At 72.4% G+C, this 16,059-nt stretch carries 14 protein-coding genes; 8 read left to right on the top strand and 6 right to left on the bottom strand.

Features of this window, described 5'->3' with window-relative positions:
- Positions 1 to 125: 125 nt before the first annotated feature.
- From ACFWQG_RS07090 to ACFWQG_RS07075, 4 genes are all read left to right on the top strand, one after another.
- Positions 126 to 1,919 carry an acetyl/propionyl/methylcrotonyl-CoA carboxylase subunit alpha gene (locus tag ACFWQG_RS07090; RefSeq protein WP_378506892.1) on the top strand — a complete coding sequence of 598 codons (1,794 nt, stop codon included), beginning with the start codon at positions 126 to 128 and terminating at the stop codon, positions 1,917 to 1,919.
- A gap of 81 nt (positions 1,920 to 2,000) precedes the next feature.
- Positions 2,001 to 2,414 (top strand): DUF1707 domain-containing protein, encoded by a 414-nt coding sequence (locus ACFWQG_RS07085; protein WP_378506891.1) that lies wholly within the window; start codon positions 2,001 to 2,003, stop codon positions 2,412 to 2,414.
- Positions 2,414 to 2,755 (top strand): hypothetical protein, encoded by a 342-nt coding sequence (locus tag ACFWQG_RS07080; protein ID WP_378506890.1) that lies wholly within the window; start codon positions 2,414 to 2,416, stop codon positions 2,753 to 2,755. The genes ACFWQG_RS07085 and ACFWQG_RS07080 overlap by 1 nt, the downstream gene beginning before the upstream one ends.
- Before the next feature lie 38 nt (positions 2,756 to 2,793).
- Complete coding sequence (locus ACFWQG_RS07075; protein WP_378506889.1) at positions 2,794 to 3,492, top strand: NAD-dependent deacylase; 699 nt, start codon at positions 2,794 to 2,796, stop codon at positions 3,490 to 3,492.
- Positions 3,493 to 3,511: 19 nt separating this feature from the next.
- Here the strand turns inward: ACFWQG_RS07075 and ACFWQG_RS07070 are convergent, their stop codons facing one another.
- The 4 genes from ACFWQG_RS07070 to ACFWQG_RS07055 all read right to left on the bottom strand — a co-directional run bounded on the left by ACFWQG_RS07070 (position 3,512) and on the right by ACFWQG_RS07055 (position 6,586).
- Positions 3,512 to 4,324 carry a tyrosine-protein phosphatase gene (locus ACFWQG_RS07070; protein ID WP_378506888.1) on the bottom strand — a complete coding sequence of 271 codons (813 nt, stop codon included), beginning with the start codon at positions 4,322 to 4,324 and terminating at the stop codon, positions 3,512 to 3,514.
- A gap of 26 nt (positions 4,325 to 4,350) precedes the next feature.
- Entirely contained in the window at positions 4,351 to 4,608 is a 258-nt protein-coding gene (locus tag ACFWQG_RS07065; protein ID WP_378506887.1) for a hypothetical protein, read from the bottom strand.
- Between the two features lie 142 nt (positions 4,609 to 4,750).
- Complete coding sequence (gene lat / locus ACFWQG_RS07060; protein WP_378506886.1) at positions 4,751 to 6,082, bottom strand: L-lysine 6-transaminase; 1,332 nt, start codon at positions 6,080 to 6,082, stop codon at positions 4,751 to 4,753.
- A 66-nt stretch (positions 6,083 to 6,148) separates the two neighbouring features.
- Complete coding sequence (locus ACFWQG_RS07055) at positions 6,149 to 6,586, bottom strand: Lrp/AsnC family transcriptional regulator (RefSeq protein ID WP_378506885.1); 438 nt, start codon at positions 6,584 to 6,586, stop codon at positions 6,149 to 6,151.
- Between the two features lie 75 nt (positions 6,587 to 6,661).
- Here ACFWQG_RS07055 and ACFWQG_RS07050 point away from each other — a divergent pair, with 75 nt between their 5' ends.
- Entirely contained in the window at positions 6,662 to 8,179 is a 1,518-nt protein-coding gene (locus ACFWQG_RS07050) for an aldehyde dehydrogenase family protein (protein WP_378506884.1), read from the top strand.
- A gap of 62 nt (positions 8,180 to 8,241) precedes the next feature.
- Here ACFWQG_RS07050 and ACFWQG_RS07045 read toward each other — a convergent pair whose 3' ends face one another.
- Entirely contained in the window at positions 8,242 to 9,072 is an 831-nt protein-coding gene (locus ACFWQG_RS07045) for an alpha/beta fold hydrolase (protein WP_378506883.1), read from the bottom strand.
- 196 nt (positions 9,073 to 9,268) lie between these two features.
- On the opposite strand from ACFWQG_RS07045, the gene ACFWQG_RS07040 reads away from it, so the two are divergent.
- A complete protein-coding gene (locus ACFWQG_RS07040) occupies positions 9,269 to 10,060 on the top strand; it encodes a VOC family protein (RefSeq protein WP_378506882.1) in 792 nt (263 codons plus the stop codon).
- Positions 10,061 to 10,123: 63 nt separating this feature from the next.
- Complete coding sequence (locus ACFWQG_RS07035) at positions 10,124 to 14,773, top strand: ATP-dependent helicase (RefSeq protein ID WP_378506881.1); 4,650 nt, start codon at positions 10,124 to 10,126, stop codon at positions 14,771 to 14,773.
- 74 nt (positions 14,774 to 14,847) lie between these two features.
- Here the strand turns inward: ACFWQG_RS07035 and ACFWQG_RS07030 are convergent, their stop codons facing one another.
- On the bottom strand, positions 14,848 to 15,288 hold the full coding sequence (locus ACFWQG_RS07030) for an iron chaperone (protein WP_378506880.1): 441 nt from the start codon (positions 15,286 to 15,288) through the stop codon (positions 14,848 to 14,850).
- 112 nt (positions 15,289 to 15,400) lie between these two features.
- On the opposite strand from ACFWQG_RS07030, the gene ACFWQG_RS07025 reads away from it, so the two are divergent.
- Positions 15,401 to 16,051, top strand: coding sequence for a hypothetical protein (locus ACFWQG_RS07025; RefSeq protein ID WP_378506879.1), 651 nt, complete (start codon positions 15,401 to 15,403; stop codon positions 16,049 to 16,051).
- The last annotated feature ends 8 nt before the right edge of the window (positions 16,052 to 16,059 follow it).

The following is a 16,059-nucleotide window of genomic DNA, read 5'->3' as shown; positions in this document are numbered from 1 at the left end:
GTTCCGGGTGAACCGATCCACCGGCCGGGTGCGGTGACCTCTCGGCCGGTGCCTACACTGCGAGATACTGCCGTCACCAGCCGGCGCTCCCCCGCGGATACCCCTTGCGACCACCAGGAGGCTCAGTGCCCAGTCATGCCAGCGCGCACATCACGAAGGTGCTTGTCGCCAACCGCGGCGAGATCGCGGTGCGGGTGATCCGGGCAGCGAAGGACGCCGGCTACGGCAGCGTCGCCGTCTACGCCGAACCCGACGCCGACGCCCAGTTCGTCAAGCTCGCCGACGAGGCCTTCGCCCTCGGCGGCCAAACCTCCGCCGAGTCGTACCTGGTGTTCGACAAGATCCTCGACGCCGCCGCCAAGTCCGGCGCCGACGCCATCCACCCCGGCTACGGGTTCCTCTCCGAGAACGCCGACTTCGCGCAGGCCGTCCTCGACGCCGGACTGATCTGGATCGGCCCGTCCCCGCAGTCCATCCGCGACCTCGGCGACAAGGTCACCGCCCGGCACATCGCCGAACGCGCCAACGCCCCGATGGCCGCGGGCACCAAGGACCCCGTCAAGGGCGCCGACGAGGTCGTCGACTTCGCCCGCCAGTACGGCGTCCCGGTCGCGATCAAGGCCGCGTTCGGCGGCGGTGGCCGCGGCATGAAGGTCGCCCATTCGATCGAGGAAATCCCGGAGCTGTTCGAGTCCGCGACCCGTGAGGCGATCGCCGCGTTCGGTCGCGGCGAATGCTTCGTCGAGCAGTACCTCGACAAGGCCCGGCACGTCGAGGCGCAGGTCATCGCCGACCAGCACGGCAACGTCATCGTCGCGGGCACCCGCGACTGCTCGCTGCAGCGCCGCTTCCAGAAGCTCGTCGAGGAGGCCCCCGCCCCGTTCCTCACCGACGACCAGCGCGACCGGATCCACAACTCCGCCAAGGCGATCTGCAAGGAAGCCGGCTACTACGGTGCCGGCACCGTCGAATACCTGGTGCAGGGCGACACCGTGTCGTTCCTCGAGGTGAACACCCGCCTGCAGGTCGAGCACCCGGTCACCGAGGAGACCGCGGGCATCGACCTGGTGCGGCAGCAGTTCCGCATCGCCAACGGCGAGAAGCTTGAGATCACCGAGGACCCCACCCCGCGCGGGCACTCCTTCGAGTTCCGGATCAACGGTGAGGACGCTGGCCGCGGGTTCCTGCCCGCGCCGGGCCCGATCTCGGTGTACAAGGAGCCGACCGGCCCGGGTGTGCGCGTCGACTCCGGTGTCGTGCAGGGCGATGTGATCGGCGGCCAGTTCGACTCGATGCTCGCGAAGCTGATCGTCACCGGCGAGACCCGCGAGCAGGCGCTGGCGCGCGCGTCCCGCGCGCTGGCGGAGTTCGAGGTGGATGGGCTGGCGACGGTGCTGCCGTTCCACCGGCACATCGTGACCAACCCGGCGTTCGTCGGTGACGGGACCTCGTTCGAGGTGTACACGAAGTGGATCGAGAACGAGTGGGACAACCCGATCGAGCCGTACACCGGTGCCGGGCAGGTGGACGCCGATGGTGAGGAGGCGTTGCCGCGGCAGAACGTGGTCGTCGAGGTCGGGGGTCGTCGGGTGGAGGTGTCGCTGCCGGGTCAGTTCTCCCTCGGGTCGGCGGCGCCTGCGGTCGGGGCGATCACCCGGAAGCCGAAGTCCCGCAAGCGGGGCGGTGCCGGTGGTGCTGCGGCGTCGGGTGATGCGGTGACCGCGCCGATGCAGGGGACCGTGGTGAAGGTCGCTGTTGAGGAGGGTCAGGAGGTCGCCGAGGGTGACCTGATCGTGGTGTTGGAGGCGATGAAGATGGAGAACCCGGTGACCGCGCACAAGTCGGGTGTGGTGACCGGTCTTGCGGTGGAGCCGGGTGCGGCGATCACGCAGGGCACCGTCCTCGCCGAACTCAAGTAGGCGCTCCGCGCCCGTGAGTCCTTGTGGTCCCGTGGCGGGCCGAAAGGACTCACGGGCGGCGCAGCCGCTTACCCTGGGGGCATGGCCGAACCACCGGATATCCGCATCGGGACCGCCGAACGCGAGCAGGCGCTCGACCAGCTCAGCCAGCACTTCAGTGCGGGCAGGCTGACGGTCACCGAGTTCGACGAGCGCAGCGGGCTGATCGCGGTCTCCTCCACCCGCGGCGAGCTCGACCGCCTGCTCGCGGACCTGCCCGCACTGTCGCCGCAGACGAGCGTCCCGGCCGCCGCGGAATCCGGCCCGGTCGCCGCGTCGCCCCGCCCCGACTGGGCGGGGCGAATCGTCGCATTGGTCCCGCTGATCGCGCTGGTGCTGTTCTTCGTCACCGGGACGTGGGTGTGGTTCCTTGCCGTCCCCGCGGCAGGCATCCTGCTGCTCGGCACCGATCGGGAACGCAAGCGTCGACGCGGGGTGGAGGGGAACGACCACTGATGGAACCGATCGAGATCAACGCCGGATCCTGGTATCTGCGGGGGCTGCGGGCCGACGAGCGGGTCGACGACCGGCCTGCGCTCGCCGACGGCGGCATCACCGACCCCGACCACGTCGCCGCCCGCGCCCGGCAGTGGGCGGGCGACGAGCACTACTCGTGGGCGGTGTGCGAGCCGACGACCGGTGAACTGCTCGGGGAGGTCGGTCTGACCCCGGCCGGCACGGACGGCACGCTCGGCGGCTGGGCGCGTCCCGGTCACGACGCCGCCCTCGCCGCCGCGACCGCGGCCGTCCGACGGTTCGCGGAGGGAGCCCTCGGGCTCACCGTCGCTGACCGGTGAGCGTCGGGACAGGCCCCCGCGCGGGTAGCCTGTCCCCCGTGTCCCCGATCGTGGTCCTCACCGGCGCGGGCATCTCAGCCGAGAGCGGGGTGCCGACCTTTCGCGACGCCGACGGCCTGTGGGAAAGCCACCGGGTCGAGGACGTGGCGACCCCGGAGGCGTTCGCGCGGGACCGGATGCTGGTGCAGCGGTTCTACGACGCCCGCCGCGCGGCGTTGCACACCGTCGAACCGAACCGCGCGCACCGGGCCCTCGCCGAACTTGAGGACGTCCTCGGCGGGGACCTGCTGGTGGTGACGCAGAACATCGACGACCTGCACGAGCGGGCCGGTTCGCGCAACGTCATCCACATGCACGGCGAGCTGCGCCGGGCGCTGTGCCGCGCGTGCGGCGTTGCGGATCCGTGGAGCGGCGACCTCAGCGGCGAGCCCGCGTGCCCGCACTGCGGCGTCGCCGACCTGAGGCCGGACGTGGTGTGGTTCGGGGAGGTCCCCTACGAGATGGACCGCATCACCGACGCGCTCGCTGGTGCCGACCAGTTCGTGTCTATCGGCACCTCCGGCGCGGTCCACCCCGCCGCCGGATTCGTGCGGTACGCCAGGGACAACGGCGCCGCCACGCTCGAGCTGAACCTCGACCCGAGCGAGGGCAGCCACCTGTTCCACGAGGCGCGGCACGGCACGGCGGGCGAACTGGTCCCGGCGTGGGTCCGCGAGGTGCTCGAGCAGCGTCGCTGACCCGGGCGGCCCGCCTCGATCAGTCCCGGGTGAGGAGCCGGCCGCGCAGCGCGGCGATGTCGTCGGCGCCGAGCCCGAGACCCCGCACGAAGTAGCCCTCGATGTCACCGAAACCGGTGCGCATCTCGTCGAGCGCGGCCTCCAGGTAGTCCCGGCGCACCCCGAGCAGCGGCAGCAGGATGTCCGGGTTGCCGCCCGCGTCCCGGAAGCGGTCGAACACCGGAGCCAGCGCGGGCAGCAGCTGGTCGTTCGTCAACAGGTATTCGTCGAATACCCGCCCCTCGTCGACACCGAGCAGCAGCAGCAGCGCCGCCACCGCCCAGCCCGTCCGGTCCTTGCCGGTGGTGCAGTGGATCAGGACTGCGGTGTCGTCGCGGCGGGCCAGGTCGGTGTACAGCGCCCGGTACGCGGCGACCGCGGACGGCATCGACACGAAGTCCCGGTAGCTGCCGATCAGGTACCCGCCCGCCTGGTCGCCGCCGAGCAGGTCCTCCGCGAGCACCGGGTCGTCGAGGATCTTCTGCATCATCGCCGGGGCCTGCGAGGCGTCCCGGTCGGCGAGCACGTCCAGGGGAACCTCCTTGGCGCCCGCGGGGATCCGATCCGGCTTCACCTCGCGTTCGGCGAGGGTGCGCAGGTCGAATACGGTGGCGAGCTGCAGCGCCTCCAGGGCCGGGAGGTCGGCATCCGCGACCGCCGCGAGGTCGGTGGACCGGTAGATCCGGCCGGTGCGCACCAGCGATCCGTCGGCGGTGCGGTATCCGCCCGCGTCCCGAAGGTTGGGCACGGAGGCGATGGGGATGGACGAACCGACCGGCCGCGGGATGCTCATGCCTGCACGGTAAACCACGGCGCCGATCACCGCGCCGTCCGCGGGCCCGCGGTGGCCGCACCGGACGCCGACCGCTGTTCACAGGCCCCGCCCGGGGCCGGCGCGGCGGCCGCCTCGTTCATGACGGCGCCGATCGCGATGCCGAGCACCAGCGCGGCGGCGACGCCGATCACCCAGGTGGACCTGGCGACGCCGGCGTCGATGCGGTCGACCGGGTCACGGTGCGGGGCGGGGTCGGGGTGCGGGGCGGGGTCGGGGTGCGGGGCGGGGTCGAACTCGTTCACGTGGACGTCCTCGAGAATGCGGTCGGGGCGGTCCCGCGCGGGGACGCTGTCGCACAGCGTCGCCCGTCCGGGGCCACCGCTCCACCTCGGAGCCGCACAGAATGACAGGTGCCACCGACACGTTCGCCGGAAACCGGGCGGATCAGCGGCGGAGCACCGCGTCGAGGGCGTCGACGGCGTTCGACAGCTCGGTTGCGGTGACCGTCAGCGGGGGCCGGAACCGGACGCCACGCTCCCCGGTGCCGAGCGCGAGGACGTGCTCGCGTTCCCGAAGCGCGGCGAGCACCGCGTCGCGCCGGGCGGTGCTGTCGAGGGTGACGGCGCCGAGCAGCCCGCGGCCGCGGGGGTCGGTGACACCGTCGTGTCGACCGGCCAGCGCGGTCAGGTCGGCGAGCAGCTGCGCCCCGAGCATCCGGGCCCGATCGATCAGCCGGTCCCGTTCGATCACCTCCAGGATGCGCCGTGCCCGCACCATGTCGGTGAGGTTGCCGCCCCAGGTGGAGTTGATCCGGGAGCCGACGGCGAAAACGTTGTCCGGGACCTCGTCGACGCGGCCGCCCGCCATGATGCCGCACACCTGGGTCTTCTTCCCGAACGCGACCACGTCCGGCCGCAGCCCCAACTGCTGGTATGCCCACGCGGTGCCGGTGGTGCCCGCACCGGTCTGTACCTCGTCGAGGACGAACAGCGCGTCGCGCTCACGGCACAGGTCGGCGACGGCCTGCAGAAACTGCGCGCGCAGGTGCCGGTCGCCGCCCTCGCCCTGGATCGGTTCGGCGATGAAACAGGCGATGTCATTCGGGTTTTCGTCGAATGCGCGGCGCGCCTGCTGCAGCGCCCGTCGTTCCGCCGCGGCGACGTCCGCGCCGCCCTCCGCGGTCGGCGCGTCGATGCGGGGCCAGTCGAAGCGGGGGAACCGGGCGACCTTGACCGGATCGGTGTTGGTCAGCGACATCGTGTATCCGCTGCGGCCGTGGAAGGCGTGCCGCAGGTGCAGCACCCGGGTGCCGAGGGCGGGGTCGCGGCCCGCGGCCTCGTTGTGTCTGCTCTTCCAGTCAAACGCGACCTTGAGCGCGTTCTCGACGGCGAGGGCGCCGCCGTCGACGAAGAACAGGTGCGGCAGCGCGGGGTCGCCGAGCACCCGCGCGAAGGTGCGCACGAACCGTGCCATCGCGACGGTGTAGACGTCGGAGTTGCTCGGCTTGTTCACCGCGGTCTCGGTGAGTTCGGCGAGGAACCCGCGGTCCAGCACGAGAGCTGGATGGTTCATGCCGAGCGCATTCGACCCGAAGAAGCCGAACATGTCGAGGTATTCGGTGCCGTCACGCTGGTCGACCAGCGTGCGCCCGCGAGACCGGACCGGGTCAAGGACGAGGTCGAACCCGTCGACCAGCATGTGTTCCCGCAGCACGCCGAGAACCTCGCCGGGCTCGATGCGCCCGCCGCCGTGCCGCAGATCGATCGCGCCACTCATACCCCGAGGCTATGCCGAAAATTCCTGTCTCGGTGCGAGCGCCGGTAACAATTCCTGTTCGATCCGCTACCTGTCGTAAAAAGTCTGCAGGATGACGGTGCTGCGGGTGCGGACGTTGGCCGTGGTCCGGATCTCCTGCAGCAGACGCTCCAGCGCCCGGGGCGACTCCACCCGCACCAGCAGCATGTAGCTCTCCTCCCCCGCGACCGAGTGACACGACCGGATCGCGGGCAGGTGCGCCAGCCGGGCGGGGGCATCGTCGGGACCCGACGGATCGAAGGGGGTGATCGCGACGAACGCGGACAGTTCCTCACCGAGCGCCGCCGGGTCGACGCGCGCGCCGTACCCGCGGATCACCCCGCGCGTCTCGAGCCGGCGCACCCGGGTCTGGACCGCGGACACCGACAGTCCCGCCTTCCCCGCAAGGGTGGCCAGCGTCGCGCGCCCGTCGTCGACGAGTTCACGCACAAGCAGCGTGTCGATCTCGTCCAATGGCTCCGCCATGAGGGGAGGCTAGCCCACTCGTGGAGTAGGAAAGGAGAAGGACGTTCATCCGCCGCGACCAGGGAGGCCGACCAGATGTCCGACACCACCCACCCGTCCCCCCGTGACCGCGCCGCCGTTGCGTTGCGCGCCTGCGGGGTCACCGACCTGCCCACCGGCACGGACCTGCACGTCTGCACCCCGATCGACGGGTCGGTGCTGGCCGACCTGCGGGCGAGCACAGCCGCGGACGTCGACGCCGCGATCGCCGATGCGCGAGTGGCGTTCTCGTCGTGGCGCACGGTCCCGGCACCGCAACGCGGCGCGCTGGTGCGCAGGCTCGGCGCGCTGCTCGCCGAGCACCGGCACGACCTCGCGACGCTGGTGACCCTCGAGGCGGGAAAGATCACGTCGGAGGCCCTCGGCGAGGTGCAGGAGATGATCGACGTCTGCGAATTCGCGGTCGGGCTCTCCCGCCAGCTGTACGGCCGGACCATGCCGTCCGAGCGGCCGGGGCACCGGCTGATGGAGACCTGGCATCCGCTCGGGGTGGTCGGGGTGATCTCGGCGTTCAACTTCCCGGTCGCGGTGTGGTCGTGGAACGCGGCGATCGCCCTGGTGTGCGGGGACCCGGTGGTGTGGAAGCCGTCCGAACTGACCCCGCTGACCGCCCTCGCCTGCGATGCCCTGCTGCACAGGGCGGCCGCCGACACCGGCGCCCCCGAGGGCGTGCACGGCCTGCTGCTCGGCGGCGAACAGGTGGGGGACTTCCTCGTCGACGATCCGCGGGTGGCGCTGGTCAGCGCGACCGGGTCGGTGGGGATGGGTCGACAGGTCGGACTGCGGGTCGCGGCGCGGCTCGGTCGCTGCCTGCTCGAACTCGGCGGCAACAATGCCGCGGTCGTCGCCCCGTCCGCCGACCTGGACCTCGCCGTCCGGGCGGTCGTGTTCGCGGCGGCGGGCACCGCGGGGCAGCGCTGCACCACGCTGCGCAGGCTGATCGTGCACGCCTCGATCGTGGACACCGTCGTCGACCGGATCGCGGACGCGTATCGCCGGCTCCCGGTCGGGGATCCCTTCGACGCGGACACCCTCGTCGGCCCCCTGATCCGGGAACGTTCCTGGGAGGCAATGCAATCCGCTCTCTACCGGGCGACGTACGTCGAGGGCGGCGAGCTGGTGTGCGGCGGCACGCGGCTCGACCGGGACGGGGTGTACGTCACGCCAGCGGTGGTCCGGATGCCGCAGCAATACCCGGTGGTGTGCGAGGAGACGTTCGCGCCGATCCTCTACGTGCTGACCTACGACACCCTCGACGCGGCGATCGCGCTGCACAATGCGGTCCCGCAGGGACTGTCGTCGTCGATCTTCACCCTCGACCAGCGGGAGGCGGAACGCTTCCTCGCCGCCGACGGGTCCGACTGCGGCATCGCGAACGTCAACATCGGCACCTCCGGCGCCGAGATCGGTGGCGCGTTCGGCGGCGAGAAGCACACCGGCGGCGGCCGCGAATCCGGGTCCGACTCGTGGAAGGCGTACATGCGGCGGGCGACGAACACCATCAACTACTCCCCCGACCTGCCGCTCGCCCAAGGCGTCGAGTTCGGGCGCTGACGCACCCGTGAGTCCTTTCGGCCCGCCACGGGACCGGAAGGACTCACAGGCGGCGGAGCCGCTCACCGGGCGAGCGGCTTGCCCATCGCCGTCGCCGCGACGTGACCGCGGATCGTCTCGGCAACCAGGTCGGGGTTCTCCAGCATCGGCACGTGCCCGACCCCGGGAAGCACCACCCGGCCCGCCCAGTCCGGCAGCTCGTCGAGGAACCGGCGACCGTACGTCTCGATCGGCAGCATCCGGTCGTGCTCGCACAGGGCGAGCAGCGTCGACACCCGCACCCGGTCGAGTCCGCGAATCCCGCCGTCGCGCAGTCCCATCCACTCGGTGGGCAGAAACACCCGGCACCGGGTGGCGGCCCGGATCACCGTCCGGACCTCCCGCTCCGGAACCGACGCGGCGTCGTCGGAGAGCAGGGACAGCACCAGGCGCCGGACCACCGCGAGCCGGGAGGCGGGCATCCCGACGACCCGGCCGACCGCCGCGATCGGGGTGAGCGCGAGGAAGATCGCCCCGAGCCGCAGCTCCGACGGAGACAGGTCCGACCAGCCGCCCGCCGGCGCGATCGCGGTCAGCGAGCGGGCCCGTCCGCGGCGCTCGAGCTCGAAGCCGACCCAGCCGCCCAGCGAATTGCCGACGACGTGGCAGTCCCCCCAGCCGACCTCGTCGAGGACCCGTTCGACCCCGTCCGCGTAGTGCTCGATGCTGACGTCCAGTGCGCGGATCTGCTCGCCACCCCAGTGCCCCGGCATCGACACCGCGAGCACATCATGGTCATCGGCAAGCAGGTCCGCCGTCCGCCGCCACACGTGATGCGAAAGCGTGAACGGGTGGATCAGCAGCACCGGCTCGCCGTGGCCGACGCGCCGGTACCGGTCCGGTGAGGTGCGCATTCCCGCACCGTACGACACCCGTCGAGCCCACACGGGGATCGTCACCCAGTCGTGATGTCGACCCGTGCCTGCGCACCGGAGTCCGTGCGTCGGTGGCGACCCGACGCTGAACCGATGAGAATCGGACGGCACGACGGTCCATACCTGTATCGAGCGGGCACACCCGCGCGGCGAGATCCGAGGGAAGGGTTCGATCATGTCCGAGTACTCCGCACCCATCGGCGCCCCCATCTGGTGCGACCTGATGAGCAGCGACCCGGCCGGGGCCGCCGACTTCTATCGCGCGATCTTCGGCTGGGAGGTCGAGGGGCCGCCGCGCGAGGAGTTCGGCGGCTACCAGAACTTCACGCGAGACGGTCGGCGGGTGGCCGGGCTGTCCCCGTGGATGCAGGAGGCGGGCGGGCCGCCGAACGTGTGGTCGGTGTACCTGCACACCGCCGATGCCGACGCGACCGCCCGGGCCGTCGAGGCCGCGGGCGGGTCGGTGCTGTTCCCGCCGATGGCCATCGGCACCGAGGGCACGATGCTCGCGGCGAGCGACACGGCCGGGGCCGCGATCGGGTTCTGGCAGCCCGCGGACCACACCGGGTTCTCGCGGTGGGGCGAGCACGGGACACCGTACTGGTTCGAGTCGCAGAGCAAGGACTACGCGAAGTCGATCGCCTTCTACCCGAAGGTGATCGGTGCGCGGATCGAGGAGGTCGTGCCAGCGGGACCGGACACACCGGGGGCGTACAGCCAGGTGTTCGTCGGCGAGTCCGCCTACTCGGGGATCATGGACGCCGCGCAGATCCAGCCTGCGGAGGTGCCATCGTTCTGGCAGGTGTACATCACCGTCGACGACGTCGCGGGAACCGTCGCGCAGGTCGAGTCGCTCGGCGGCGCCGTCCGGATGCCCGCCGTGGACACCCCGTACGGCACGCTCGCCGTCGTCACCGACCCGTTCGGCGCCGCCATCTGCCTCGGGCACCCGCCTGCCGGAATGTAGCACCGCGCCCCGCCGGTTCGGCGCCGCCGTCCGCATGTCGGTGCCGCGGGGCAGTATGGACGCATGGATGCCGAACGGGAGGCGCGCGGGGACGCCGGGCACGGCGGGGTCGACCGCGCCGCCGCCGTCCTCGGCCGGTTCACCGTCGCCACCCGGGAGTGGTTCACCGGGGCCTTCCCCGCCCCGACCGCGGCCCAGATCGGGGCGTGGGAGGCAATCGCGGACGGCGCCAACGCCCTGGTCGTTGCGCCGACCGGCTCGGGCAAGACGCTGTCCGCGTTCCTGTGGGCGCTGGATCGCCTCACCTCCCGCCCGCCCGATCCGGACCGGCCCCCCGGCACGACGGTGCTCTACATTTCCCCGCTCAAGGCGCTCGCGGTGGACGTCGAACGCAACCTGCGGGCACCGCTGGTCGGCATCACCCAAACCGCGCGGCGTCTGGACCTGGCCCCACCCGAGGTCAGCGTCGGGGTCCGCTCCGGCGACACCACCCCCGCCGCGCGCCGCGCCATGCTGCGCACCCCACCGGACATCCTGATCACCACCCCGGAGTCGCTGTTCCTGATGCTCACCTCCGCGGCCCGCGAGACCCTCACCACCGTGCACACGGTGATCGTCGACGAGGTGCACGCCGTCGCCGCCACCAAACGCGGTGCGCACCTGGCGCTGTCGTTGGAGCGGCTGGACCTGCTGCTGGAGCGGCCAGCGCAGCGGATCGGCCTGTCCGCGACGGTCCGGCCGCACCAGGAGGTGGCGCGGTTTCTTGCCGGGTCGGCGCCGGTGCGCATCGTCGCGCCGCCCGCACCGAAAACGTTCGACCTGACGGTGCGGGTGCCGGTCGAGGACATGACCGAACTGGGCGTCGAGCCGAGCGGAGCACCGGGGACCGCCGCGGCAGATCCGGCTGCGATGTCGTCCGCGCCCGCCCCGCGGCAGGGCTCGATCTGGCCGCACGTCGAGGAGCAGATCGTCGACCTGGTGCTCGCGCACTCCTCGTCGATCGTGTTCGCCAATTCCCGTCGGCTCGCCGAGCGGCTGACGGCCCGGCTCAACGAGGTGTACGCCACGCGGCTCGGCACCCCGGCCGAGTCGGTGCACGCACCCCCTGCGCAGCTGGGGGCGTCGACGGAGGTGATCCACGGCGCCGACCCGCTGCTCGCCCGCGCCCACCACGGCTCGGTCAGCAAGGACCAGCGCGCGCTGATCGAGGACGACCTGAAGTCGGGGCGGCTGCGCTGCGTGGTTGCCACCTCCAGCCTGGAACTCGGCATCGACATGGGCGCGGTGGACCTGGTCGTCCAGGTGGAGGCCCCGCCGTCGGTGGCGAGCGGACTGCAACGCGTCGGCCGCGCCGGGCACCAGGTCGGGGAGGTCTCCCGCGGTGTGCTGTTCCCCAAGCACCGAACCGACCTGGTCCACTGCGCGGTGACGGTGGAGCGGATGACCACCGGCAAGATCGAATCCCTTGCTGTGCCTGCGAATCCGCTGGACATTCTCGCCCAGCACACCGTCGCGGTGTGCGCGCTGGACCCGGTCGACACGGGCGAGTGGTTCGCCGCGGTTCGGCGGACCGGCAGCTTCGCGACCCTGCCCCGCTCCGCGTTCGACGCCACCCTCGACCTGCTCGCCGGGCGGTACCCGTCCGACGAGTTCGCCGAGCTGCGGCCGCGGCTGGTGTGGGACCGGGACGCCGACGTGCTCACCGGCCGCCCGGGATCGCAGCGCCTCGCCGTCACCTCCGGCGGCGCGATCCCGGACCGCGGCCTGTTCACCGTCTACATGGTCGGCGCTGCGCCCTCTGGTCGCTCCGCAGGCTCCGCTCCTGGCCATTCCCGGGTCGGCGAGCTCGACGAGGAGATGGTGTACGAGTCCCGGGTCGGGGATGTCTTCGCGCTCGGCGCGACCAGCTGGCGGATCGAGGAGATCACCCACGACCGGGTGCTCGTCTCCCCCGCGTACGGGATGCCGGGTCGGCTGCCGTTCTGGCACGGCGACGGGCTGGGCAGGCCCGCGGAACTCGGTGCGGCGCTGGGCGAGTTCCTGCGCGAGACCGCGCTCGGTGACCGGGCGGAGCTGCGGCAGCGGTTCGCGGGGCAGGGCCTCGACGACAATGCATCGACCAATCTGCTTGCCCTGGTCGACGAGCAGGCCACCGCGACCGGGCAGGTTCCGAGCGACCGGACGCTGGTGCTGGAGCGGTTCCGGGACGAGCTCGGCGACTGGCGGCTGGTGCTGCACTCCCCCTACGGCCTGCCGGTGCACGCGCCGTGGGCGCTCGCGGTCGGCGCCCGCCTGCAGGAGCGGTACGGGATCGACTCCGCGCCAACCGCCTCCGACGACGGGATCATCGTCCGGCTGCCGGACACCGAGAACGACCCGCCCGGCGCGGACCTGTTCGTCTTCGACGCGGACGAGATCGAGGATGTCGTCACCGACCAGGTCGGATCGTCGGCGCTGTTCGCGTCGCGGTTCCGCGAGTGCGCGGCCCGCGCCCTGCTGCTGCCGCGCCGCACCCCGGGGCGGCGGGCGCCGCTGTGGCAGCAGCGGCAACGCGCGTCCCAGCTGCTCGACGTGGCACGCAAGTTCCCGACGTTCCCGATCCTCCTCGAAACGGTCCGGGAGTGCCTGCAGGACGTGTACGACCTGCCGTCGCTGGTGCGGCTGTTGACGGACGTGGGGCGCCGCCGGATCCGGATCGTGGAGGTGGAGACGCCGTCGCCGTCGCCGTTCGCGACGGCCCTGCTGTTCGACTACGTCGGCGCGTTCATGTACGAGGGGGACAGTCCCCTGGCCGAACGCCGCGCCGCCGCACTGTCGCTGGACCAGTCACTGCTCGCGGAGCTGCTCGGCCGGGTGGAGCTGCGTGAACTGCTCGACGAGACGGTGATCGAGCGGACCGAGCGGGAGTTGCAGCGGCTCACCGAGGACCGCCGCGCCCGCGACGCGGAGGGTGTCGCGGACCTGCTGCGCCTGCTCGGCCCGCTCACCGACTCCGAGGTCGTTGCCCGCACGGTGGCGAACCCTCGGGAATGGTTGGCGGGATTGGAGTCCCGCAAGCGTGCGATGCGGGTGACGTTCGCCGGGCAGCGGTGGTGGGTCGCCGTCGAGGATGCGGCCCGGCTGCGGGACGCGCTCGGGGTGCCGCTGCCGATCGGTGTGCCCGCGGCGTTCATCGAGGCGGTCGACGACCCGCTCGGCGACCTGATCGGCCGCTATGCCCGCACGCACGGGCCGTTCACCGTCACCGAGGCCGCCGCCCGATTCGGCCTCGGCGCCGCGGTGGTCCGCGACGTCCTGCTCCGACTCGCGCAGGAGAAGCGGGTGGTCGAGGGCGAATTCCGGCCGGCGGCAACGGGTTCGGAATGGTGCGACGCGGAGGTGCTGCGCCGGGTCCGGCGGCGCTCGCTGGCCGCCGCCCGCCGCGACGTCGAACCGGTGGAACCCGCGGCGCTGGGCCGCTTCCTGCCCGAGTGGCAGCACGTCGGCGGCGGGCTGCGCGGCGTCGACGGGGTCGCGGCGGTCGTCGACCAGCTGGCCGGGGTGCCGATTCCGGCGTCGGCCTGGGAATCGTTGGTGTTCCCGTCCCGGGTCCGCGACTATCGGCCCGCGATGCTGGACGAGCTGACCACGACCGGGGAGGTGCTGTGGTCAGGCGCCGGGCAGATTTCCGGCAGCGACGGCTGGATCCGCCTGCATCTCGCCGACGTCGCGCCGTTGACGCTGCCGCCGCCGCAGGACATCGACCTCACCGACCTGCACCGCGGCATCCTCGACGCGCTCGCGACCGGTGGCGCGTTCTTCTTCCGCACGCTGTCGGATCACGTCGGTTCCACCGACGACGCGGGCCTCGTCGCTGCGCTGTGGGAGCTGGTGTGGGCAGGGCACCTGGCAGGCGACTCGTTCGCGCCGCTGCGGGCGTTGCTGTCGGGGACGACGCGGGCGACGCCCAGCCATCGAACGCCGCGGCGGGCGCCGCGGACCCGCGCGTACCGTGCGCTGCCCCGGCCCGCGGTGCCGTCCCGCACCGGGCCGCCGACGGTCGGCGGGCGGTGGGCGCTGCTGCCCGACCCGGAACCCGACGCCACCCTCCGCGCGCATGCCCGCGCGGACCTGCTGCTTGACCGGTACGGGGTGCTCACCCGCGGGTCGGTGGTCGCGGAGGACGTTCCCGGTGGGTTCGCGATGATGTACAAGGTGCTGCGCGGCTTCGAGGACAGTGGCCGCGCCCGCCGCGGCTATTTCGTGGAGGGTCTCGGCGCGGCGCAGTTCTCGACGTCGGAGGTCGTCGATCGGCTGCGCGGGCACGCCGACTCCCCCGGCACGGCCCGTCCGGCGCCCGCCGCGGTGACGCTCGCGGCGACCGACCCGGCGAACCCGTACGGGGCGGCGTTGTCGTGGCCCGCCACCGAGGGCGGGCACCGGCCCGGACGCAAGGCGGGCGCGATGGTCGTCCTCGTCGACGGCGGCCTCGCGCTGTACGTGGAGCGCGGCGGCAAGACCCTGCTCACGTTCACCGACGAACCGACCGTGCTGGTCGCGGCCGCGGCCGCACTCGCGGGCCTCGTCGACCGCGGCGGGGTGGAGAAGATCGTCATCGAGAGGGTCGACGGCGAGTCGGTGCACGGCAGCGCGCTCTCACCCGTCCTCGTCGAGGCCGGGTTCGCGGCGACACCGCGCGGACTGCGCAAGCGGGCATCCTACGCGGGCCGGTGACCTCCGGTGTCCCCGCGCCGCCGACGCGAGGACACCGGGGCGTGGGGGTGCCACGCGGGACGCCAGCCGACGGGTCACTCGACGGCGCGGGCGACCAGGTCCTTGACCCGGGCGGCGACGTCGTCGGTGAACGAGACGACCGCGAAGGAGGTCGGCCAGAACTCGCCGTCGTCGAGCCGCGCGGTGTCCTGGAACCCGATCGTCGCGTACCTGGCCTTGAACTTGCTCGCGGCCTGGAAGAAGCACAGCGCGGTGCCGTCCCTGCCGTAGGCGGGCATGCCGTACCAGGTCTTGGGTTCGAGGTCCGGTGCGGTCTCGGTGACGATCGCGTGGAACCGTTCGGCGAGCACACGATCGGCGTCGTCCATCGCGGCGATCGCGTCGAGCACCCCCTGCAGGTTCAGTTCCCGCTTCGCCGCGGACTTGTCGGCCTTGGCCTGCGCCCGCCGCTCGGCGGCGGCCTCCTTCATCGCCGCGCGCTCCTCGGCGGAGAACCCGCTTCCGTTCTGTGCCATGTCGTCTCCTCGCTCGGTTCGGTCGCTCGATCCGACCCTACGGTCGCCGGGGGCGGCCCGCTTCTCGAATCCTGACCGACCCCGGGGCACCCTGATCCGTCATGCTGAGTCCATGACGGACACCGCGATCGGGTGGATCGGCGACCCCGACCCGTCGGCGGCGGAATGGGTGTTCCCGTACCGCTATCCCGACGCCCTTGCTGGCGGCGGGTGGCTGGCGGACCGCTTCGGGCCCCTGCTGCAGATCCTGCATCCGGCCTACCTCGACGGCGGCGCCGAGCCGACCCCGGTGAGCTGGGCCGCCATCGCCGCCGCGTGCGGCACCACCCTGTCGCCCGGCGCCACCTTCATGCAGGTCGCGGCGGTCGACGGCCCGAACGCGGTGGTGGACGGCGTCTTCGACGGACGACCGGAGATGGGATCGGTTCCGGTCGAGCTCGTCCCCGCGCTCTACGAGCACTTCCCGGACGCCGGGTCGGGGCTGATGTGGGCGGGCTGGGCGGGATTCCTGGACGAGGAGATCGGGGGCTGCGCGCGGGTGCGGGAACCGGACGGCCTCGAGTACCAGGTGATCGCGGCGACCCGGGTTCCGGGCGGGCGCGTGGTGCGCTCGCGCACCCCGAACTTCTGGTGGCCCCGGGACCGGAGCTGGTGCGCGGCAACGGGGATCGACGACGAGCACACCCTCGTCGCCGCCGCGGACCGGTCCCGGCTCGAGGCGGTGCACGCCGACCCCCGGCTCGAGACGCTCCTGTTCCCCTGAGCCGGGGT

Origin of the sequence: Rhodococcus sp. NPDC058532 (assembly GCF_042719255.1) — a bacterium.
Taxonomy (GTDB): Bacteria; Actinomycetota; Actinomycetes; order Mycobacteriales; family Mycobacteriaceae; genus Rhodococcus_G.
Note: the sequence above shows the minus strand (reverse complement) of the source record. Positions and strands in the feature narration are given on the sequence as shown.